The 19,927-nt window shown below is 72.1% G+C and carries 19 protein-coding genes; 11 read left to right on the top strand and 8 right to left on the bottom strand.

From position 1 onward, the window contains the following. The first annotated feature begins 4 nt into the window (after positions 1-4). The 5 genes from PBV52_RS08925 (at position 5) to PBV52_RS08945 (ending at position 4,820) form a co-directional block, all read left to right on the top strand. On the top strand, positions 5-781 hold the full coding sequence (locus tag PBV52_RS08925; protein ID WP_274249340.1) for a nucleoside phosphorylase: 777 nt from the start codon (positions 5-7) through the stop codon (positions 779-781). Next, on the top strand, positions 778-2,076 hold the full coding sequence (locus PBV52_RS08930) for an amidohydrolase (protein ID WP_274237749.1): 1,299 nt from the start codon (positions 778-780) through the stop codon (positions 2,074-2,076). Before PBV52_RS08925 ends, PBV52_RS08930 begins: the two co-directional genes overlap by 4 nt. Positions 2,077-2,145: 69 nt before the next feature. Continuing rightward, positions 2,146-2,817, top strand: coding sequence for a FadR/GntR family transcriptional regulator (locus tag PBV52_RS08935; protein WP_274237750.1), 672 nt, complete (start codon positions 2,146-2,148; stop codon positions 2,815-2,817). Between the two features lie 549 nt (positions 2,818-3,366). Further along, positions 3,367-3,507 (top strand): hypothetical protein, encoded by a 141-nt coding sequence (locus PBV52_RS08940; RefSeq protein ID WP_274237751.1) that lies wholly within the window; start codon positions 3,367-3,369, stop codon positions 3,505-3,507. A 329-nt stretch (positions 3,508-3,836) separates the two neighbouring features. Then, entirely contained in the window at positions 3,837-4,820 is a 984-nt protein-coding gene (locus PBV52_RS08945) for a PAC2 family protein (protein WP_274237752.1), read from the top strand. A 57-nt stretch (positions 4,821-4,877) separates the two neighbouring features. Here PBV52_RS08945 and PBV52_RS08950 read toward each other — a convergent pair whose 3' ends face one another. Beyond that, entirely contained in the window at positions 4,878-5,852 is a 975-nt protein-coding gene (locus PBV52_RS08950) for an SMP-30/gluconolactonase/LRE family protein (RefSeq protein ID WP_274237753.1), read from the bottom strand. Between the two features lie 310 nt (positions 5,853-6,162). On the opposite strand from PBV52_RS08950, the gene PBV52_RS08955 reads away from it, so the two are divergent. Beyond that, complete coding sequence (locus PBV52_RS08955; protein WP_274237754.1) at positions 6,163-7,887, top strand: S8 family peptidase; 1,725 nt, start codon at positions 6,163-6,165, stop codon at positions 7,885-7,887. A gap of 35 nt (positions 7,888-7,922) precedes the next feature. Beyond that, a complete protein-coding gene (locus PBV52_RS08960; protein ID WP_274237755.1) occupies positions 7,923-8,495 on the top strand; it encodes a hypothetical protein in 573 nt (190 codons plus the stop codon). Positions 8,496-8,582: 87 nt separating this feature from the next. Here the strand turns inward: PBV52_RS08960 and mshC are convergent, their stop codons facing one another. The 4 genes from mshC to PBV52_RS08980 all read right to left on the bottom strand — a co-directional run bounded on the left by mshC (position 8,583) and on the right by PBV52_RS08980 (position 12,068). Further along, positions 8,583-9,812 (bottom strand): cysteine--1-D-myo-inosityl 2-amino-2-deoxy-alpha-D-glucopyranoside ligase, encoded by a 1,230-nt coding sequence (gene mshC, locus PBV52_RS08965; protein WP_274237756.1) that lies wholly within the window; start codon positions 9,810-9,812, stop codon positions 8,583-8,585. Positions 9,813-9,906: 94 nt separating this feature from the next. Next, positions 9,907-10,725, bottom strand: a complete 819-nt coding sequence (locus tag PBV52_RS08970; protein ID WP_274237757.1) for an SCO1664 family protein — start codon at positions 10,723-10,725, stop codon at positions 9,907-9,909. Beyond that, on the bottom strand, positions 10,689-11,279 hold the full coding sequence (locus PBV52_RS08975; RefSeq protein ID WP_274237758.1) for a DUF3090 domain-containing protein: 591 nt from the start codon (positions 11,277-11,279) through the stop codon (positions 10,689-10,691). Before PBV52_RS08975 ends, PBV52_RS08970 begins: the two co-directional genes overlap by 37 nt. Before the next feature lie 102 nt (positions 11,280-11,381). Beyond that, on the bottom strand, positions 11,382-12,068 hold the full coding sequence (locus PBV52_RS08980) for a histidine phosphatase family protein (RefSeq protein WP_274237759.1): 687 nt from the start codon (positions 12,066-12,068) through the stop codon (positions 11,382-11,384). A 173-nt stretch (positions 12,069-12,241) separates the two neighbouring features. Between PBV52_RS08980 and corA the strand changes: the two genes are divergently transcribed. Beyond that, entirely contained in the window at positions 12,242-13,240 is a 999-nt protein-coding gene (corA, locus tag PBV52_RS08985) for a magnesium/cobalt transporter CorA (protein WP_274237760.1), read from the top strand. A gap of 14 nt (positions 13,241-13,254) precedes the next feature. Here the strand turns inward: corA and PBV52_RS08990 are convergent, their stop codons facing one another. Beyond that, positions 13,255-14,043 carry a ferritin-like domain-containing protein gene (locus tag PBV52_RS08990; RefSeq protein ID WP_274237761.1) on the bottom strand — a complete coding sequence of 263 codons (789 nt, stop codon included), beginning with the start codon at positions 14,041-14,043 and terminating at the stop codon, positions 13,255-13,257. A 248-nt stretch (positions 14,044-14,291) separates the two neighbouring features. Beyond that, positions 14,292-15,347 carry an LLM class F420-dependent oxidoreductase gene (locus PBV52_RS08995; protein ID WP_274237762.1) on the bottom strand — a complete coding sequence of 352 codons (1,056 nt, stop codon included), beginning with the start codon at positions 15,345-15,347 and terminating at the stop codon, positions 14,292-14,294. A 186-nt stretch (positions 15,348-15,533) separates the two neighbouring features. On the opposite strand from PBV52_RS08995, the gene PBV52_RS09000 reads away from it, so the two are divergent. Together PBV52_RS09000 and PBV52_RS09005 are read left to right on the top strand one after the other, a co-directional pair. Then, entirely contained in the window at positions 15,534-16,517 is a 984-nt protein-coding gene (locus tag PBV52_RS09000; RefSeq protein WP_274237763.1) for an aldo/keto reductase, read from the top strand. Continuing rightward, a complete protein-coding gene (locus PBV52_RS09005; RefSeq protein WP_274237764.1) occupies positions 16,514-18,766 on the top strand; it encodes a helix-hairpin-helix domain-containing protein in 2,253 nt (750 codons plus the stop codon). Before PBV52_RS09000 ends, PBV52_RS09005 begins: the two co-directional genes overlap by 4 nt. Before the next feature lie 118 nt (positions 18,767-18,884). Here PBV52_RS09005 and PBV52_RS09010 read toward each other — a convergent pair whose 3' ends face one another. Next, positions 18,885-19,616: a hypothetical protein gene (locus tag PBV52_RS09010; RefSeq protein WP_274237765.1), complete on the bottom strand. Its 732-nt coding sequence runs from the start codon at positions 19,614-19,616 to the stop codon at positions 18,885-18,887. Positions 19,617-19,663: 47 nt separating this feature from the next. On the opposite strand from PBV52_RS09010, the gene PBV52_RS09015 reads away from it, so the two are divergent. Next, complete coding sequence (locus tag PBV52_RS09015; RefSeq protein ID WP_005485166.1) at positions 19,664-19,852, top strand: DUF5703 family protein; 189 nt, start codon at positions 19,664-19,666, stop codon at positions 19,850-19,852. The last annotated feature ends 75 nt before the right edge of the window (positions 19,853-19,927 follow it).

Consider the following 19,927-nt stretch of genomic DNA (forward strand, 5'->3'; position numbering starts at 1 on the left):
GGACCTGCCCCAGGACCTGCTGCCCGTCACCCGCATACCCCGCACCGGGCTCCCGGCGCGCGCGGTCGTCGTCGGCGACCCGGCGCGCGCGGCGGCCGTCGCCGCCCTGCTGGACGGTGCCGAGGAGGTGTCCCACCACCGTGAGTACCGCGTGTTCAGCGGGAGTTGGAAAGGCGTGCCGGTCACCGTCGCCTCGCACGGGGTGGGCGGGCCGGGCGCGATCCTGATGTTCCAGGAGCTCGCGGACGCGGGGGTCCACACCATCCTCCGGTTCGGTACGGCGGGTGCGATGCGGCCGGGTATCGGCGACGGCGACCTCGTCGTCGCGGAGGCGGCCGTACGGGACGACGGGGTCACCCAGCAGTTGCTGCCGCCGGAGTACCCGGCGGTGGCCGCGCCCGAGGCGGTGCTCGCGCTGCAGCGGGCCGCGCGGGAGGCCGGAGCCCCGCACCACCGGGGCATCGTGTGGACGCGGGCGGCGTTCCAGCCGGGGCTGCTGCCGCTGTTCTCGTACGAAGGTGCCGGGCTCGCGGCGATCGAGATGGAGCTGTCGGCACTGCTGGTGACGGCCTCGCTGCGGGGCCTGGTCGCCGGAGGCGTGCTGGTCGTCGACGGCGCCAACGCCGACGAACTCGTCGACGAGGACGCAACCGGCGGGTACAACCCGCACCGGGAGGTCGTCGCGGCCGGTGTGGAGCGGGGCGCGGTGGTGTCGCTGGAGGCGCTGCGGCTGCTGGCGGAGGAGTATGCCGCCGACCGCCCGGAGGGGAGCGCGGCGTGAGCGCGATCGACCTGTTGGTCCACGGCGGTGACGTCCTGACGGTCGACGACGCCGGAACCGTCGTACGGGACGGGGCGGTCGCCGTCCACGAGGGCGAGATCGTCGCCGTCGGTTCCGCCGGGGAGCTGTGTACGCGGTTCACAGCGACGGAGTCCCTCGACGCCGCGGGCTGTCTCGTCCTCCCCGGTCTGATCAACACCCACACCCACCTCGCGATGACCCTGCTGCGCGGCCGTGCCGACGACGTCACGCTCCAGGGCTTCCTGGAGCGGGTGCTGCGGTGGGAGGCCGAGCTGCTGGCCCCGAAGAACGTGGCGGCGGCGGTGCGGGTGGCGGTGGCCGAGAGCGTACGGGCCGGGGTGACCTCGGCGCTGGACATGTACTGGTTCCACGAGGCGGCCGAGCGGGCGGCCCGCGAGTCGGGCTGGCGGCTGCTGACCGGGCCCACCTTCATGGACGTACCGGAGCCGCCGGACAAGCTCGCCTACGAGGACCGGATGGCGTGGGCCCGCCGTGACCTGGAGGCACGCGGACCGGCACGCCATGGCGTCCGCCCTGTCGTCTTCGCGCACTCCACCTACACCCTCTCCCCCGACCAGCTCACCGAGATCGCCGCCCTGGCACGGGAGTTCGGGGCACTGCTGCACATCCACGCCGCCGAGAACGCGACCGAGGTCGCCACCGTCGAGGTGCGGTACGGCAAGCGCCCCGTGGAACTGCTCGACTCCCTCGGGCTGCTCGGTCCCGACCTGCTGCTCGCCCACGCCGTGGAGCTCACCGGACCGGAGATCGCGGCGCTGGCCCGCACGGGCACGTCCGTGGCCCACTGTCCGGTGTCGAACCTGAAGCTGGGCTGCGGCATCGCGCCGGTACCCCGGCTGCTGAGCGCCGGGGTGACCGTCGGGCTCGGCACGGACGGGGCCGTCAGCTCCAACACCCTGGACGTGCTCGGGGCGGTGCGGCAGGCGGCGCTGGTGCACAAGGCGGGCGGCGACCCCACGGCGGTCGGCGCCGAGCGGGCCGTACGCATGGCGACGATCGAGGGAGCGCGGGCGCTGGGGCTCGGGGAGCAGCTGGGCTCGCTGGAGGCCGGCAAGCGGGCCGACCTGATCGTGCTCGACCTGAGCGCCCCGCATCTGCGTCCGCTGCACGATCCGTGGTCCACGCTGGCGTACGCGGCACACTCGGCGGACGTGCGGGACACGGTCGTCGAGGGGCGCGTGCTGATGCGGGACCGGGCGCTGCAGACGCTGGACGAGGAAGCGGTGATCGCCGACCTGGAGGCGCTCGTGTGAACAGACCGCATAATGTGACTGAGACGTCGGATGTCTTGCGCGACATCCTGAACGACCGGGAGGGCGGCCATGGCAGTAACCGACGAGGCGATCGAGAAGATCAAGGGCATGATCGTCTCCGGCGCGCTGCGCCCCGGCGAGCGGCTCCCCAAGGAGAGCGAGCTCGCCGCCGACCTCGGGCTCTCCCGCAACTCCCTGCGCGAGGCCGTGCGCGCCCTGTCACTGATCCGGATCCTGGACGTGCGGCAGGGCGACGGCACGTACGTCACGAGCCTGGACCCGCAGCTGCTGCTGGAGGCGCTGAGCTTCGTCGTCGACTTCCACCGCGACGACACGGTGCTGGAGTTCCTCGCCGTGCGCCGCATCCTGGAGCCGGCCGCCACGGCGATGGCGGCGTCGCGGATCAGCGAGCAGCAACTGGACGCGCTGGCCAACCAGTTGGACAAGCTCGGCAGCGCTCCGTCGGTGGAGGAGCTCGTCGCCAGTGACCTGGAGTTCCACCGGGGCATCGTGCAGAGCTCGGGGAACTCGGTGCTGTGCTCGCTCCTCGATGGCCTGTCGGGGCCGACGACGCGGGCGCGTATCTGGCGGGGACTGACCCAGGAGGACGCGGTGAGCCGGACCCTGCACGAGCACCGGGCGATCCTGGAGGCACTGCGGGACCGGGACGCGGAGGCAGCGCGGTCGTGGGCGACGGTGCACATCGCGAGCGTGGAGCAGTGGCTGCGGTCGACGCTGTGAGTCACGGCCCGGGGCGGAGGTCCCCTTCGGCGAGGCGGTGCTGCACTTCGATGGGGCGGAACTGGTGGACGGCGCCGGTGCGCCCGGTCAGCAGCGAGGGGACCAGCCCGACCGCGTAGACCCGGTGCCGGCTCTCGGTCGACGGGGACCGTCCACAGACCGTCCAGGAGCAGGCAGGCCGCCGCGAACCACGCCCACCTGGAGTGCCGCGCAGCCCGCCGCGACTGGATCGGCGGGCGCGATGTACCGCCGGGTGGACCCGCCCGAGCCCAGCTCCGCAGGGCCCGGAAGGCCCCCCCTCTGCCTGCCCCCCGGCCGGGGGGTTGTACACGGACCGCGCCAGGGACACCCTCGGCGGGCTCCTGAGCGCCCCTGCCGTCGGCGCATCCGTGCGCAGCAACGCCACCACCGGCTCCCACCGCGCCGCGGCCGGCGTATCGCCCCCGGCCGCGTCGACGCCCCCGTCCGGGGCCGCAGCGCCGCCCGGTACTCCGCGGGCCTGCTCGACAGCACCAGCCCGCAGCCGTACGGCAACGCCTCACCGATCCGGTGCAGCGCCAACCCGCTCATTTCGGCGGGCAGTTCGTCGAACCCGTCGAGCACGGGCAGCACCAGACGCCGGTCCAGCAGCACCCCGGCAAGCGTCGGACCCCGTACTCACCCGGCGCCGCCGCCCCCAACTCGGCGTAGTCCACAGACAGGCGCCCGCCCCAGGGGCAGATACACGATCCCGGCGCGCCGCACGCGTGACCTGGGGGCAACTCCGCTCACCCGACGCACAGTTCCGCACCCACAGGGCACCGGGCGGCCGATCGCCCGGCCTTCACATGGGCGGGTGATACCGCCCGACCTGCCCCGCCGCTTGCCATTCGTCGGACATCGGATCTCTAGCGGGTGTTCCGGGGTGGCGAACGGGGCAGTGATCCGTTCACTCCCCCGTGCAAGGGGGCTGCGGACGCCCCCGCCGCACGCCGTAAGGTTGGGTGGTCAAGCGAGGGCACGTCGGAAGGAGGCACTGGGTGATCGAGCTCGAGGGGGTTCCCGAGCTGATCGACCCGGTCATGGTGGCCGCGTTCGAGGGCTGGAACGATGCCGGCGACGCCGCCTCCACCGCGGTCGCGCATCTGGACAGGGAGTGGAAGGGCGAGGTGTTCGCGGCGCTGGACGCCGAGGACTACTACGACTTCCAGGTCAACCGCCCCACGGTGTGGATGGATGCCGGGGTGAGGAAGATCACTTGGCCGACGACAAGGTTGTCGGTGGTCCGCGTCGGCGGCGAGAAGCCACGTGATCTCGTACTCGTCCGAGGTATCGAACCGTCCATGCGGTGGCGCTCGTTCTGCAACGAGCTGCTCGGCTTCGCGCACGAGCTGGGCGTGGAGCTGGTGGTCATCCTGGGCGCTCTGCTCGGCGACACCCCGCACACGCGCCCGGTCCCGATCAGCGGCACCACGTCCGACGCGGACCTGGCCCGCCGGATGGACCTGGAGGAGACCAAGTACGAGGGCCCCACGGGCATCGTCGGCGTCCTCCAGGAAGCCTGTACGCACGCCGGCGTACCGGCGGTGTCGCTGTGGGCCGCCGTACCGCACTACGTCTCGCAGCCGCCCAACCCGAAGGCGACGCTGGCCCTCCTCAACCGCCTGGAGGACCTGATCGACGTGCGTATCCCGCTGGGCGAACTGCCCGAGGACGCGCGCGCCTGGCAGGTGGGTGTGGACCAGCTGGCCGCCGAGGACAGCGAGGTCGCCGAGTACGTGCAGTCGCTGGAGGAGGCCCGGGACACCGCGGAGCTGCCGGAGGCGTCGGGCGAGGCGATCGCCCGTGAGTTCGAGCGGTATCTGCGCAGACGGGACGGCGGCGGTCCGTCGGCCGGCGGGCACGCAACGGCGGACGGCGGGGAGGCCGGTCCCTTCCTGAGGGACAACCCGAGCGGCCGTGCGAAGCCGCCCAAGCCGCCGAAGCCGAGCGGCACGGACGACGACGAGTCGTCGGAGGAGTGAGGACGAGGGCGGTGCGCGGGGCGCACCGCCCTCGTCCGTCCCGCGGGGACGGGCTCGTCAGGCCGATACGGAGATCACGTCGTACGTCGTCTCAGGCGTCGGTGTCGTGGTGAAGCGCGCGTTGGGCAGGTAGAGGCGGCCCTGGTGGGCGGCCACCGTGGTCGGCACGTCGAAGAGCGGGTCGGTGATGCGGCTCTGGAAGACGCCGCTGCGGCCGTCGGCGGCCAGCTCGAACACGTCGATGGCGTTCTGCCGGTTCTGCACGACGTAGAGCGTGCGCCCGATCAGCAGCAGGCCGTCGCCGTTGGTGAGCGGGGCCGCGTCGCCGAGGTCGACGAGCTCGGTGACGCCGGTGCGCGGGTGCACGCGGTGCAGGCCGCCGACCCCGGACTGCACGACGAGGAGGGCCGAGCCGTCGGGGGTGCGGGTGATGCCGTTGGCGTTCACGACCTCGCCGGGGACCTGGCTCCAGTCGCCGCTCAGCGTGACCGTCACGACGTCGTCCGGGTCCGGCAGTTCGCCGTGCCGACCGAGCGGCAGGGCGTACAGCGCGGGCTGGTAGGAGTCGGTGAACCAGGCGGTGCGCGGGGTCAGGAACACGTCGTTGGCGAAGGTCGGGGTCGCCGTGGTGAGGACGTACGAGGCGAGGATCGCGCCGGTGCGGGCGTCCACGACGCGGGCGCCCTGGCCGCGTCCGGCGACGAACAGGCGTCCCCGGTCGTCGAGTTTGAGTCCGACCGAGGGCGTGCCCGGGCCGGTGGAGATGATGCCGCCCTCTCCGGTGCGCAGGTCGGCGCGGTAGATCGAGCCGTCGCCGAGCGAGCCGAGGTAGGCGTACGGTCCGCCGCCGACGGCGATGCCCTCCGGGCGGAAGCCGTTCGGGAGGTGGATCACGGTGGGCCGGGTCTTTCCGGCCGCTGCCGCGGGGGTGCCGGCAGACCCGACGAGTACGGCACCGGCGGTGGCGGCGCCGGCCGTGAAGAGTCTGCGGCGGGTGGGATGAGGTGCGAAGGAGCGGTGTTCGGGGGCCACTGTGCGTCCTTCCGCGGACAGGACCGGCCAACAGCTGGTCCAACGGTCAACTGACTCGTCCACCCCATCACACGCCCGGCGCCTCCGCAGCAATGGACGGCCTCTCGACAGCGTCTGGACAGTATCTGGCCCGATTGTGGCGTGACATCTCTTTCAGGACGGATTGGGCGCGGTACCCAATTCAACTTACTTAAAACCGACTTGGCGAAATAAGTCTGGACGGACCGGGCCGGGAGTGCTTGGTTGTCCTGCGAAGGCGCGCCGCACCACCCGCACTTGGTACCCGCAGGACCGAAGGGAGCGGCAGACGATGAGCGACCAGGCACAGCCGGCGCAGGGCCCGGGAGCGTCCGGGCCGGGGCCCGACGGAGCGGGATTCACCTATCGAGGAGCCGAGCAGGAACTGATCGTCGTCGCCCGCCCGGAGTCCAGGCTGCGCGCCCAGGCCGAGGGTGTCCGGTCGGTGGCGGGCGCCGACATGTCGGCCCTCAACATGTTCCTCACCGACGAACAACTCGCGCTGGAGCCGCTGTTCGGCAGCGAGGAGCGACTTCAGCAGGCCCCCGGCGCCGAGGACGTGCCCGACCTCGCGCTGTTCTACCGGGTGCGCGGCGGGGAGAGCCGCGCCGAGGAGCTGCGGGCGCGCATCGCCGCGCTGCCGGGGATCGACTCGGCGTATGTGAAGCCGGGAGCGGTGCCGGCCGTCCTCGGACAGATCGGGGAGGACAGCGGGCGCCTGAAGGAGGGCGCGCCGGTCACCCCCGACTACAGCGGCCGGCAGGGCTATCTGCGGCCGGCGCCCGAGGGCATCGACGCGCACTGGGCCTGGCAGCGGCCCGGCGGCACCGGTCAGGACGTGACCGTGATCGACGTGGAGGGCTCCTGGCAGCTGGGCCACGAGGACCTGGCGGCCAAGCTGGCCGGCGTCGTCGTCGGCACCCCGCTGTCCGACCTCGCCTGGCGCAACCACGGCACCGCCGTGATCGGGGTGATCGGCGGTGACCGGGGCGAGTTCGGCATCACCGGCATCGTGCCGGACACGGTGACCGCGGCCGCGTCCTTCCAGGGCATCGGCACGGCGGCCGCGATCCACGCGGCCGCCGACCGGCTCGGCCCCGGCGACATCGTGCTGATCGAACTGCACCGCCCGGGGCCCCGGTTCGAGTACGCCGACCGCGACGACCAGCGCGGCTACATCGCGCTCGAGTGGTGGCCGGACGACCTCGCCGCCATCCGCTACGCCACCGCCAAGGGCGTCCTGGTGGTGGCGGCCGCGGGCAACGGCGCCGAGTCGCTCGACGACGCGGTCTACGAGCGTCGACCGGACGGCTTCCCGGAGACGTGGCGCAACCCGTTCAACCCGTCCAACCCGTCCTCCGGCGCCGTCCTGGTCGGCGCGGGCGCACCGCCGCCCGGCACGCACGGCCGCGACCACGGCCCGGACCGCTCACGGCTCGCGTTCTCCAACTACGGCGCCCGGGTGGACGCGCAGGGCTGGGGGCGCGAGGTGACGACGACCGGCGGCTTCTGGGACAAGCCCGGCGATCTGCAGGGCGGGCCCGAGGAGATCGCCTGGTACACCGACACGTTCTCGGGGACGTCGTCCGCCTCCCCGGTGGTGGTCGGCGCGCTGGCCGCGCTGCAGGGGATGCTCAAGGCGGCCGGCCAGCAGCCGATGTCCCCGGAACGTGCGCGTGCGGTGCTGCGGGCCACCGGGTCCCCGCAGCAGGACGCGCCGGGCCGGCCCGCCTCCCAGCGGATCGGCCACCGGCCCGACATCAAGGCGGCGGTGACCCATCTGGTGCCGCAGGCGGTCGGCTCGGGCAAGGCCGAGCGGTACTGGGACGAGTTGCTGCCGTATCCGCCTGAACTTCCGCCCAGGCTCCGGCTGTTCGTGGCCGGCGAGTGGCGCAACCTCAATCATCCGTCCCCGGAGATCCGCCAGGCGGTCCACACCGCCTTCGCGGGGGGACGGCCCGATGTCCGAGTGTGGTTCTCGGACGACGAGATCGTCGGCCTGGTGATCACCGGCTGACGCAGCCCATCACATCAAGGGAAGGTGACACCCGTATGAGCACCACCCCGCAGATGAGTCACATGGGACAACAGCAGGGCCAGCAGTTCCCGAGCACGTCGCCGTACCAGCAGCAGCCGTTCGGCCAGCAGCAGGGCTACGGCCAACAGCAGGGCTACGGCCAGCAGCAGCCGTACGGCATGAGCGGCTCCCTGGAGCAGCTCCAGCAGCTCGGCCAGCAGCAGCCCTTCCAGCAGTTGCTGCAGCAGCTCGGACAGCAGCAGGGCTACGGCCGGCAACCGCTCCAGGGCGACCAGCAGCAACAGCAGGCCGAGCAGCAGGTGCTGCAGCTGATGCAGCAGGTCACGCAGGCCGCGGTCCAGCAGGTCCAGACGGAGGTCCTGCAGGCCGGTATCGCGAACGGCTACATCGACATCGTCCAGCCGCTGCCGGGGCAGCCCTCGCAGATCTTCCTGCGCATCAACAACGTGTTCCGGGTCTTCAACAACCCGAACCTGCAGACCCACGACCAGGTCCAGGAGGCCTTCGCGTTCGGCCACCAGGTCATCGGCGTGTGGGACAGCAACCAGCCGCTGGTCCTGCGGGGCATCCAGATCCGCAGGATCTGACCGGCCCGGGAACCATCTGACCGGCACAGGAACCAAAGGGGCGCTTCCTCCCGCGGGAGGAAGCGCCCCTGTCTCGTTCTCAGGCCCCTACAGGGCCACGCCCAGCAGCGCGTCCACGGCCCGCGACACGACACCGGGGGCGCCGATGTCCGTACCGCCCTGCTCGTGCTGGAGCTCGACCCAGCGGTCGACCGCGGTGAGCGCGGCCGGGGCGTCGAGGTCGTTCGCGAGGGCCTCGCGGATCTCCTCGACGAGCGCGTCGGCGGACGGCCCGTCGGGCCGGGACACCGCGGCACGCCAGCGGTCGAGGCGGGCGAGGGCGTCCTGGAGGACCTGGTCGGTCCACTCCCAGTCGGCCCGGTAGTGGTGGGCGAGGAGGGCGAGCCGGATGGCGGCGGGGTCGACGCCCTCGCGCCGCAGCTGCGACACGAAGACCAGATTCCCCTTGGACTTGGACATCTTCTCGCCGTGCAGGGCGACCATGCCGGCATGGACGTACGCCTTGGCCATGGGGAACTCGCCGGTCAGCACCTGGGCGTGCGAGGCACCCATCTCGTGGTGCGGGAAGGCGAGGTCGGAGCCGCCGCCCTGGACGTCGAAGCCCATGCCGAGGTGGTCGAGGGCGATGGCGACGCACTCGATGTGCCAGCCGGGCCGGCCGCGTCCGAGCGAACCGCCGTCCCAGCTGGGCTCGCCCTCGCGGGCGGCCATCCACAGCATCGGGTCGAGCGGGTTCTTCTTGCCCGGACGGTCCGGGTCGCCGCCGCGCTCGGCGGACAGCAGTCGCATGGCGGCGGCGTCGAGGCCCGACACCTTGCCGAAGTCGGGGTCGGACTCGACGGAGAAGTAGATGTCCCCCTCGAGCTCGTAGGCGGCGCCGGCGTCCCTCAGGCGCTCGACGAGCGGCACGATGCCGGGTATGGCCTCGACAGCGCCGATGTAGTGCTGCGGGGGCAGCATGCGCAGGGCGGTCATGTCCTCGCGGAAGAGGGCGGTCTCCTTCTCGGCGAGGGCGACCCAGTCGATGTTGTCGCGCGCCGCCCGTTCCAGCAGCGGATCGTCGACGTCGGTGACGTTCTGGACGTAGTGAACCTGCCGCTTGGTGTCGAGCCACACGCGCTGCACGAGGTCGAACGCGTTGTAGGTCGCCGCGTGACCGAGGTGGGTCGCGTCGTACGGGGTGATGCCGCAGACGTAGATACGGGCGACGGGACCGGGGTCGAGGGTGACCAGACCGCCGGTCGCGGTGTCGTGGATCCTCAGGTCGCGGCCCTGACCAGGCAGGGCGGGGACCTCAGAAGCGGGCCAGGCATACATGTCATGAGCCTAACCGGACGGATGTTCCGGATACGAACCGGACCAGACCGGATGGCCGGTAAGGCCTTCTTGCGCGATACCGGCCATTGTGCTGCTAGACAGGCGGCCAGGGAATGGCCGGCCACTCCCCGCTCGGCTCCGGATGCCGCCCGGATGCGAGCAGCGCGTCGACACGCGCGCGTGTGGCCGCCGCTTCCGCGGCTGTGATCAGGCCGGCCAGCCGTACGGCCAGCGCGCCACCCTCCCTCAGCCCTTCCCGCAGGGAGCCGAGCGCCTCGACCGCCTCCGCCGTCAGTGCCTCCCCCGCCCACCCCCACAGCAGCGTCCGCAGCTTGTTTTCGACGTTGAAGGTGACGCCGTGGTCGATGCCGTACAGGTGGCCGCCCTGGGTGGGCAGCAGATGCCCGCCCTTGCGGTCGGCGTTGTTGATCACCGCGTCCAGGACCGCGAGCCGCCGCAGCCGCTCGTCGTCGGCGTGCACCAGCAGGGCTGTCCTGCCCTCGCCGACCTCGGCGAGACCAACCGCCTTCCAGCCGGGCTCGGGCTCCTCGCCGTCGACCAGGGCGAGCAGCTCGGCCTCGGGCGTCACGTCGATCCACAGCTGGACCATGCCCTCGCCGTTCGGCCCGTCCCGCAGCACGGTGGGCGGTACGAGCCCCCAGCCGGTCGCCTCGGAGACCTCGTAGGCGGCGACCTCGCGCTGCGCGAGCGTCCCGTCGGGGAAGTCCCACAGCGGCCGCTCACCGGCGACCGGCTTGTACACGCAGGACGCCTCCTGCCCCTCGTACGCGACCGTGCAGAACAGCGCCGCGTTGGACGCCTCGCGGATGCGTCCGCGCACGGTCAGCTCACCCTCGGCGAGCAGGTCCACCGGGGTCACGCTCCGCGGCGGTATCCGTTCTGGCGCGGACATACATGTCCTTCCGGGTCGAGCGGGAGGCTGCACAGCGGGCACGGCGGCCGCCCGGCGTTGACGACGTCCAGGGCGCGCTTGGCGAAGGCCCTCGCCTGCGCGCCGGTGAGCCGGACCCGCAGCATCGGGGGCCCGTTCTCCTCGTCCTGCAGCAGCCGCTCCTCGGCCTCGGCGAGGTCCTCCTCGGAGTCGGCGTCGAGCTCGACGAGGGCCTGCGCCTCCACGATCATGCGCTGCTCCTCGCCGTCCCAGGCCAGCGCCATGGTGCCGACGCGGAACTCCTCCTCGACGGGGGCCTCCAGCGGGGCGGTGTCGGAGATCTCGGTGGGCGCCACGGCGGGGACGGCGGCGCTGCCGCCACTACGCCGTACGACCTCGTCGAGCAGCTCGTCCATGCGCTCGGCGAGGGCGGCGACCTGGGTCTTCTCCAGGGCCACGCTGGTCACCCGGGAGCCTGCGGTGGCCTGGAGGAAGAACGTACGGCGTCCGGGAAGCCCGACCGTACCGGCCACGAAGCGGTCCGGGGGGTCGTAGAGGAACACCTGACGGGACACGTCCTGTCTCCATTGGAATCGTGAGTACGGCGAAATCGTGCGTGCGGCGAAATCGTGAGTACGAGCGCTACTTCGACCGCTTCACCCTACTGCGCCGGACGATCACGGTGCGCCCGCGCCGCCCCCGACGGTGGCGTCGCCGGCCGGCGGTTCCTCGCGGGGGGCGAGGGACGCGAAATCACCGGTGTCCCCGAGGCGTACGAGGAACGGCCTCAGGCGTGTGTAACGGATCGCGGTGATGGAACACGGTTCAACGGAAATCCTCTGGAAGAGGTCGAGATGAAGACCGAGTGCGTCCGCGACGAGGGACTTGATGACGTCGCCGTGCGAGCACATCAGATACACCGCGTCGGCCCCGTGATCGCGCTCCACGCGCGCGTTCCACTCGCGTACGGCCTCGGCGGCGCGGGTCTGCATCGCCCGCATCGACTCACCGCCGGGGAACGCCGCCGCCGACGGATGCGCCTGGACGACCTCCATCAGCGGCTCGTCCCCCAGCTCGGCGAGCTTGCGGCCGGACCAGTCGCCGTAGTGGCACTCCCCGATCCGCTCGTCGGTGTGGGCGCGCAGGCCGGGGCGGGCCTCGAGCAGCGGCGCGATCGTCTCCTGGCAGCGCTGCAGGGGGCTGCTGACGACCTCGGAGATCGGCAGCCCGTCGAGCCGCCCGGGCAGGGCGGCGGCCTGCGCGGCGCCGCGCTCGTCCAGGGCGACGCCGGGCGTCCACCCGGCGAGCAGTCCCTCGGTGTTGGCGGTGGAACGTCCGTGCCGGACCAGGATCAGCGTGGGCATGCCGCCCAGCGTAGGCGCACGACGCTCGCCGAAGGGCCGCGCCGGTGTCGAGAGGTCGAGCGCGCGGAGGCCCGAAGGGTCGAGCACGGTCGGGCTCTCGACACCGGCTTGGGCGGCCCGGAGGCGAAAATGTCAGCGTGCATTTGCCGCCGGACGGCGGGACAATACGCTCCGTGATCGTCGACTGCGCCATCTACCGGGACGGGCGCCGGACAGAGGGGCCCGAGGACCTCTCCGACGCCCTGGATCTGTGCCGTCTACAGGACGATGCGTTCGTCTGGATCGGGCTGTACGAGCCCACGGAGAAGGAGTTCGACCGGGTCACGGAGGAGTTCGCGCTGCACCCGCTGGCCGTCGAGGACGCCCTGAAGGCGCACCAGCGGCCGAAGCTGGAGGTGTACGACGACTCGCTGTTCATGGTCCTCAAGCCGGTCGGGTACGAGCCGAAGAGCGACATCGTCTCCTCCGGCGAGGTCATGGTCTTCATCGGCGACTCGTTCGTGGTGACGGTCCGGCACGGCGAGGAGGCGCCCCTCGGGGTCGTACGGCGCCGTCTGGAGCACGAACCCGAGATGCTCCGGCACGGTCCCACGGCGGTGCTGTACACGATCGCCGACGCGGTGGTCGACCACTACGTCGACGTGGTCGGCGAGCTGGGCACCGACCTGGAGGAGCTGGAGACGGAGGTCTTCTCGCCGACCGGGGGCGGCTCACGGCACTCGGCGTCGCGCATCTACGCCTTCAAGCGGCAGATCCTGGAGTTCCGCAGGGCCACGGGCCCACTGGCCCAGCCGCTGTCCCGGCTCGCGGGAACCGGCATGATCGGCGCGCGCGTGCCCTTCGTGCACGACAAGGCGCAGCCCTTCTTCCGCGACGTGAGCGACCACCTCACGCGCGTGAACGAGGCGGTGGAGGGCCTGGACCGGCTGGTCTCCGACATCCTCTCGGCACATCTCGCGCAGATGAGCGTCCGGCAGAACGACGACATGCGGAAGATCTCCGCGTGGGCGGCCATGGCCGCGATCCCCACGATGATCGCGGGGATCTACGGCATGAACTTCGACCACATGCCGGAGCTGGACTGGCGGTGGTCGTATCCGGTGCTGATCGCGGGGATGGCCGCCCTCGAGGTGCTGCTGTACCGGCTGTTCAAGAGCCGGGGTTGGTTGTAGCGACCCGCACGGCGTCAGGCGAACTCGGGTGCCGAGGTGGCGGGTCCGCCGAGCGCGTCGCGTCGTTCCGGCATCTTCAGGGACACCATGCGCCGCCAGCCCGCGACCCGCTCCCAGGCGTACACCGCGTGGATGCCGGCCGCGAGCACCGCCGCCTTCGCCCTCGGCCAGCCGAGGATGCGCCCCATGTGGTCCATGACCGCGAGGCTGACGTCCCGGTAGATCCGGATCTCCGCGAGCGCGCACTCGCGCAGCGTCCGCTGGATGGCCCGGCCGTGTCCCTGGGCCGCGAAGCGCAGCAACTCCTCGTGGCAGTAGGCGAGGTGGTTGTCCTCGTCGTGGGAGATCATCCTGACCGGGCGGCCGAGGTCGGGGTGGTCGGCGAAGTGCTTGCGCAGCAACTCCATCTGCTCCGAGGCGCGCTGCTCGGTGACCCTGCTGTGCGACAGGTAGGTGACGATGTCCTGGACGGTGAGCGGCTCGTCGCCCTTGAGCTTGTCGTGGGCGAGACCGATGCCGTGGTTCTCCAGGAGCATCGTGTAGTCGGTCTCGGGCGGGACGGGCACCGGTCGCAGGCCGCGCTTCTTCATCAGGGCGTTGAAGATCCGACCGTGCTTGTCCTCGTCCGCGCCGTGCCGGGTGATCTTGGGTGCGAGAGGGCGCTCGCTCTCCGGGACGAGCGCGGCGATGCGGGCGTTCTCCCAGCCGCCCTGGGACTCCCCGCTGGCCGCGATGGAGCAGAACAGGCGGAAGGACTCGTCGTTGTCGAGGATCTCCTGGAACAGACTCTTGGCCGAAAGCATCGTTGGACACCTCTCTGCAGGGCGCAGGACGCCGGACTCCGCAGGATTCCGCAAAGAACGAGTCAAATGCGGCGAGAGAGGCACTGCAACAGCTGTGTCGGACAACTCCGCCAAAAGAATGACCAGCCGGGGCGCGAGGGGGCGTAACCGCGCGGCCACGCGCGCGTTGTTCTGCGTAACGGCCGTGGCGGGGAAGACCCCCGAGCCCCCACCACGGCCGCAGGAAACTTCCGGCACTCTCCCCCGTGCTACGCCAGTCCGGCGCGCTCCAGGGCCTCGGTGCCGGCGCGGAGCGAGGCGAGCCGCTCGTCGAGCGTGAAGCCCGCGGGAGCGAGGCTGAGGGTGGTGACCCCGGCCGCCGCGTACTCCTTCATCCGGTCCGCGATGCGGTCGACGGAGCCGAGCAGCGTCGTCTTGTCGATCAGCTCGTGCGGGATGGCGGCCGCGGCGCCCTGCTTGTCGCCGGACAGGTACTTCTCCTGGACCTCGGCGGCCGCGGCCTCGAACCCCATGCGCTGCGCGAGCTGGTTGTAGAAGTTCTGCTTGGCGCTGCCCATGCCGCCGACGTACAGCGCGGTGTAGGGACGGAAGGTGTCGGCGAGCGTGGTCACGTCCTTGTCCTCGCCGACGGCGAGCGGGAGCGTCGGGCAGACGTCGAACCCGTCGAGGGTCTTGCCGGCCTTCTCGCGCCCCGCGCGCAGGTGCCAGATCGTGGTCTCCTCGAGGTGCTCGGCGGAGGGGAAGATCACGAGCGCGCCGTCGGCGATCTCGCCGGTCTGCTCCAGGTTCTTCGGGCCGATGGCGGCGATGTACAGCGGGATGTGCTCGCGCTGCGGGTGCACGGTCAGCTTGATCGGCTTGCCGGGACCGCCGGGCAGCGGCAGCGTCCAGTGCTGCCCCTCGTACGACAGGCGCTCGCGCGTCATGGCCTTGCGGACGATCTCGACGTACTCACGCGTGCGTGCCAGCGGCTTGTCGAACTTGACGCCGTACCAGCCCTCGGAGACCTGCGGTCCGGAGACGCCGAGGCCGAGCCGGAAGCGGCCGCCGGAGAGCGAGTCCAGGGTCGCGGCCGTCATCGCGGTCATCGCCGGCTGGCGGGCCGGGATCTGGAAGATGGCGGAGCCCACGTCGATGCGCTCGGTCTGGGCGGCGACCCAGGAGAGCACGGTGGCCGCGTCCGAGCCGTACGCCTCTGCGGCCCAGCACACGGCGTATCCCAGCCGGTCGGCCTCCTGCGCGACGGCGAGATTGTCCGCGTCCATTCCGGCGCCCCAGTAGCCGAGGTTGATCCCGAGCTGCATGGCGGATTCCCCTTACCGATCAGTAACGTCCCTTGTGGGGCCGACCCTAGCGCGACGGACCTCTCACGGGGAGGCCGGTGTGGCGGGCGTCGCCCGGCCGGCCCTCGGCATCCCCGGTCACCGTCCCGGAAACTGGTCATCCACAGGCCCCCACATGGCAGGTTCTGGCCAGTAATCTCGGCGTTCATGGAGCAGAGGCATCTCGGCCGCACCGGCCTGCGCGTGTCCCGGATCGGGCTCGGCACCCTCACCTGGGGCAGGGACACCGACGAGCACGACGCCGCGGACGTCCTGAAGACGTTCTGGGAGGCGGGCGGCACCCTCGTCGACACGGCGGACGTGTACGGCGACGGAGAGGCCGAGTATCTGCTCGGACGGCTCATAGAAGGGCTGGTCCCGCGCCGGGACCTGGTCATCTCGACGAAGGCGGGCAGCGTGCCCGACCCCGACCGCCGCTTCGACGGCTCGCGCGGCCACCTGCTCTCCGCGCTGGACGCCTCGCTGACCCGGCTCGGCACGGACTACGTCGACGTCTGGCACATCCACGCCTTCGACCCGGACACCCCGCTGGAGGAGACCCTCCAGGCCCTCGACCTGGCGGTCAGCAGCGGCCGCGCCCGCTACGCCGGTGTCTCCAACTTCTGCGGCTGGCAGCTCGCCAAGGCCGCGACCTGGCAGCTGGCGGCGCCGGGCATACGGACCCGGCTGGCGAGCACACAGCTGGAGTACTCGCTGCTCCAGCGCGGCGTGGAACGCGAGGTGCTGCCGGCCGCGCTGGATCTGGGCATCGGTCTGCTGCCGTCCTCGCCGCTGGGGCGCGGGGTGCTGACGGGCAAGTACCGCAATGCGACGCCGCCCGACTCACGCGGCGCCTCGGAACATCTGGCACCGTTCGTCGCGCCGTACCTCGACGACACGGCGAGCCGCATCGTGGACGCCGTGCAGACAGCGGCCGACGGGCTCGCCGTGACCCCGCTCCAGGTCGCCCTCGCCTGGGTCCGCGACCGGCCCGGCGTGGCCGCGCCCGTCATAGGCGCGCGCAACGCACAGCAGCTCACGGCGGCGTTGTCAGTGGAGGCCCTTAGTCTTCCTGACGAGATCTGCCGGGCGCTCGACGACGTGTCGGCGCCCGTGCACCGCTATCCCGATCACGACTGGAGCACGCTGTGAGCACGGAGCCGCCCGAGACCACGGAGGACACGGAGCCGGGGACGCCGGGGGCCGAGCCCGAGGGCGGGACGCCGGGGGCCGGCAACGGCGACACCACTGCCCGGAGTTCCACGGCCGAAGACGGTGACGGTGACGGCGGGGCACAGTCGTCGGAGGACCAGAAGGGCGACGGCGGATCCCCCACGGAGTCGTCCCCGACAGAGTCGTCCGCGGCGCAGTTGTCCGAGGCCGAGGCCGAGATCGCCGCTCAGCGGATCGAGCGGGAGCGGATCGAGCGGCGCAAGGCCGAGAAGGCGGGACCCCTCGAGAGCGGGGCCAAGCTCAGCGGGAAGGCCGCCGATCTGCTCGCCGCCGTACGGGCCGTGGAGAGCGGTGCGAAGCCCGTGGCCAACGTCTTCAGCGAGCCCGAACCACCGCGCCGCCCCGCCCCTGAGCCGGTACGCCGGCCGCAGCCCGTGGTGGCCGAAGCGCCCGCGGGCCCCGCTCAGGAGACCGTCGAGTCCGTGCGGCGCGTGCTGACCGAAGGCGGCGCCCCCGAGACTCTCGCCCCGCAGGTCGCCGCGGTCCTCGGCGAGGGCGCGGGCGACCAACTGCGGGCGGACCCCTGGCAGTTGCTGCGCGTCGGCGGAGTACGGCCGGAGCAGGCCGACGGGTTCGCGCGGGCGCTGCTCGGCGCGGAGGCCGGACCGGACGACGAGCGGCGCGGCCGGGCGGTCACCGTCTGGCTCCTGGAGCAGGCGGCCCTGGCCGGGCACACGGCCCTGGAGATGCCCGCACTCACCGCCGCGCTGGCCCAACGGGGTGTGCCGGACGCCGATACGGCCGTGCAGGACACCCTGGCCGAGGGCGAGGCCCTGGTCTTCCAGGACGCCTTGGACGAGCCCGCAACCCCGGCCCGCCGGGACGAGGAGCTGGCGGAGGACGAGGAACGGCCCGTCCGTGTCCTCGTCGGCCTGGAGCGGTACGCCCTCGCGGAGGAGAGCCTCGCCGACGGACTGGCCCGCCTGATCAACTCGGTGCCGAAGCAGGACGGTTCGGCCGAGGAGTGGGAGCGGGCCGCGGCCGCCGCGGGCTCCGCCGCCGACCTGATCCGCGCGGTCGCCGCGCACGGCCTGGTCCTCCACACCGGCGGGGAAGCGTCCCTGACCGAACCGGCGGCACTGCTGCGCACGGCGCAGGCTCTCGGCGTGCGGGCCTGGGCGGCCACCCACGGCCCGGTCGGCCGGGGGCGCTTCTCGGCGCTGCTGAGCGGGGCACTCCAGCCGGATAACCCCACGCAGGCGGAGTCCGCGCCCGGCGTCGCCACCGTGGCCGGTCTGCTCTCCGGTGCCGAAGGACCCGGTCGGGACGCGGACGGGGCGTTCGACCTCGATCTGCTCGTCGTGCTCGACGCGCCTCAGCTGGACGTCGAGACGGCGGCTCTGCTCACGGAGTCGTTGCCGGACGGGGCCCGGCTGGTGCTGGCCGGGGATCCGGCGGTGCTGTGGTCGGCGGGCCCCGGGCGGGTGTTCGCCGATCTGCTGACGGCGCGGATCTGCCCGCAGATCGCCTCGCGGCGACCGGATCCCGGCCCGCTGGGCGAGCTGGTGTCCGGTATCGGCATCGGCGAGCTGAACCAGGTCGAGGCGCCCGGCAAGGAGGTCGTGATCGTGCCGGTGCGGGACGCGGGCGAGGCCGTGCACCGTACCGTGCAGCTCGTCGCGGACTCGGTGCCACGCGCGATCGGCGTCCCGACCGAGGAGACCCAGGTGATCACGCCGGGCCACGGCGGTGCGGCCGGCACACGCGCCCTCAACGCCGCGCTCAAGGAACGGCTCAACCCCGGCCCCGGCCGCTTCGCCGGCTTCGACCCCGGTGACCGCATCGCCTACTCCCCCGCGCCGGGCCGTACGGTGCCGGGACAGGTGGTGAAGGCCGACGCCGAGGGGCTGCACCTGACCTGCGCGGGCGAGGCCGTCGTCGTACCGAAGGAGCGGGTGGAGCAGTCCCTACGGCACGGCTGGGCCCTGACCGCGCACCAGGCGGCCGGCACTCGCTGGCCGGCGGTCGTCGTGGTCCTCCCTGGCGACGCGGCCCAGGCCCTGAGCCGCCCCTGGGTCTACACGGCCTTCAGCCGCGCCGACCGCCACCTCTCCGTGGTCCACGGCGCGGAACAGGCCCTCCCCCGAGCGGTCGCCGAAATCCCGGCCAAGCCCCGCACGACCCGCCTGCCGGCGTTGCTGGCACCCCAGCTGACGACGGCCGGCTGATCGGTCGGCCGCCGACACCAACACCCCCGCCCCCGCCCCCGCCCCCGTCAAACAACGGCGGCGGTCACGGAAGCCCCAGCTCCCATGACCGCCGCCCTCCCACAGCCGTCGCCTCCGCTCAGCGGTCCGAGTCCAGCGGCTCCAGGTCCTCGTCCTCGTCCAGCTCCGTGTCGAGGTCGTCATCGATGTCGTCGGAGTCGTCGGCGTCCTCGTCGCCCTCGTCCGCCTCGTCGAGGTCTTCCAGCTCGTCGTCGAACACCGTGCTGACGTCGAAGCGGCAGACCACCCGCTGGGGATCGACCCCCTCGAAGGGCGCTTCCAGCCACTCGCCGGGGTCGGCCTGCTCGTCCGAGGCGGTGACCCAGAGCGTGGAGTCGCCCTCCTCCAGGCCGAACTCCTTGTGCCGGGAGGCGATCTCATCCGGCTCGAACTCGCCGAACAGGATGCCCAGCGCCCCGTGCACCGTGCCGGAGGCATCCGTGTCCGCACCGTCGTCGTAGTCCGCCGCCTCGACCCGCTGGGCCTGCGCCAGCAGCCGCTGCGGCTCCACGACGGAGTAGTCGCGGCGGATCAGCACGCTCACCGCGTTCGGTTCCTCGGGGCCCGTGTACGGCGGCAGGGCGTCCTCCGTACCGGGGATCTCGAAGGGCGTAACCTCGTCGTAGCGGTCGTAGAGCAGCTCGTCGTAGGTCTCGGCGGCCGCGGCCAGCTGGTTGAACGCCTCGTAGACGGCCGGGTCGTCCTCCCCCGACCGGCCTTCGACCGCGGCCAGGTGGCGGTCGAGCGCGGTCTTGACCGCCTCGGCGGCGGCGCGTACCTCGGCAGCGGTGGGCTGCACAGCATCAGACATAGTGCAGACGCTATCCGTACCGGGCCCCAGCCCGCACAATAGATGCGATGCCGGAATACGAATTTGTCGACGTGTACGTACCGCGCGGGGTCTCCCGCAAGGACGCCACACGCCTGCTGACAGACCATGCCGAGTACGGACACTGGGAGTTGGACCGCCTGAGCCTGCTGCGCGACGGCAGCCGCAGGGTGCGGCTGCGCCGCCGGATCATCCGCCAGGTGCGGGCCACGTGGTGAGCTGAGGCGACAGAAAGACAGCGAAACGGGGGCAGCAGGAGAAACAACAACGGAGCGGGCCCCGTCGCGGCGGGG

It is taken from the genome of Streptomyces sp. T12, from assembly GCF_028736035.1.
Lineage (GTDB): Bacteria > Actinomycetota > Actinomycetes > Streptomycetales > Streptomycetaceae > Streptomyces.

Coding starts and splice junctions, on each gene's coding strand:
- PBV52_RS08935 (WP_274237750.1), top strand. CDS start 2,146: ATGGCAGTAACCGACGAGGCGATCGAGAAGATCAAGGGCATGATCGTC.
- PBV52_RS08955 (WP_274237754.1), top strand. CDS start 6,163: ATGAGCGACCAGGCACAGCCGGCGCAGGGCCCGGGAGCGTCCGGGCCG.
- PBV52_RS08960 (WP_274237755.1), top strand. CDS start 7,923: ATGAGCACCACCCCGCAGATGAGTCACATGGGACAACAGCAGGGCCAG.
- mshC (WP_274237756.1), bottom strand. CDS start 9,812: ATGTATGCCTGGCCCGCTTCTGAGGTCCCCGCCCTGCCTGGTCAGGGC.
- PBV52_RS08970 (WP_274237757.1), bottom strand. CDS start 10,725: ATGTCCGCGCCAGAACGGATACCGCCGCGGAGCGTGACCCCGGTGGAC.
- PBV52_RS08980 (WP_274237759.1), bottom strand. CDS start 12,068: ATGCCCACGCTGATCCTGGTCCGGCACGGACGTTCCACCGCCAACACC.
- PBV52_RS08990 (WP_274237761.1), bottom strand. CDS start 14,043: ATGCTTTCGGCCAAGAGTCTGTTCCAGGAGATCCTCGACAACGACGAG.
- PBV52_RS08995 (WP_274237762.1), bottom strand. CDS start 15,347: ATGCAGCTCGGGATCAACCTCGGCTACTGGGGCGCCGGAATGGACGCG.
- PBV52_RS09000 (WP_274237763.1), top strand. CDS start 15,534: ATGGAGCAGAGGCATCTCGGCCGCACCGGCCTGCGCGTGTCCCGGATC.
- PBV52_RS09010 (WP_274237765.1), bottom strand. CDS start 19,616: ATGTCTGATGCTGTGCAGCCCACCGCTGCCGAGGTACGCGCCGCCGCC.
- PBV52_RS09015 (WP_005485166.1), top strand. CDS start 19,664: ATGCCGGAATACGAATTTGTCGACGTGTACGTACCGCGCGGGGTCTCC.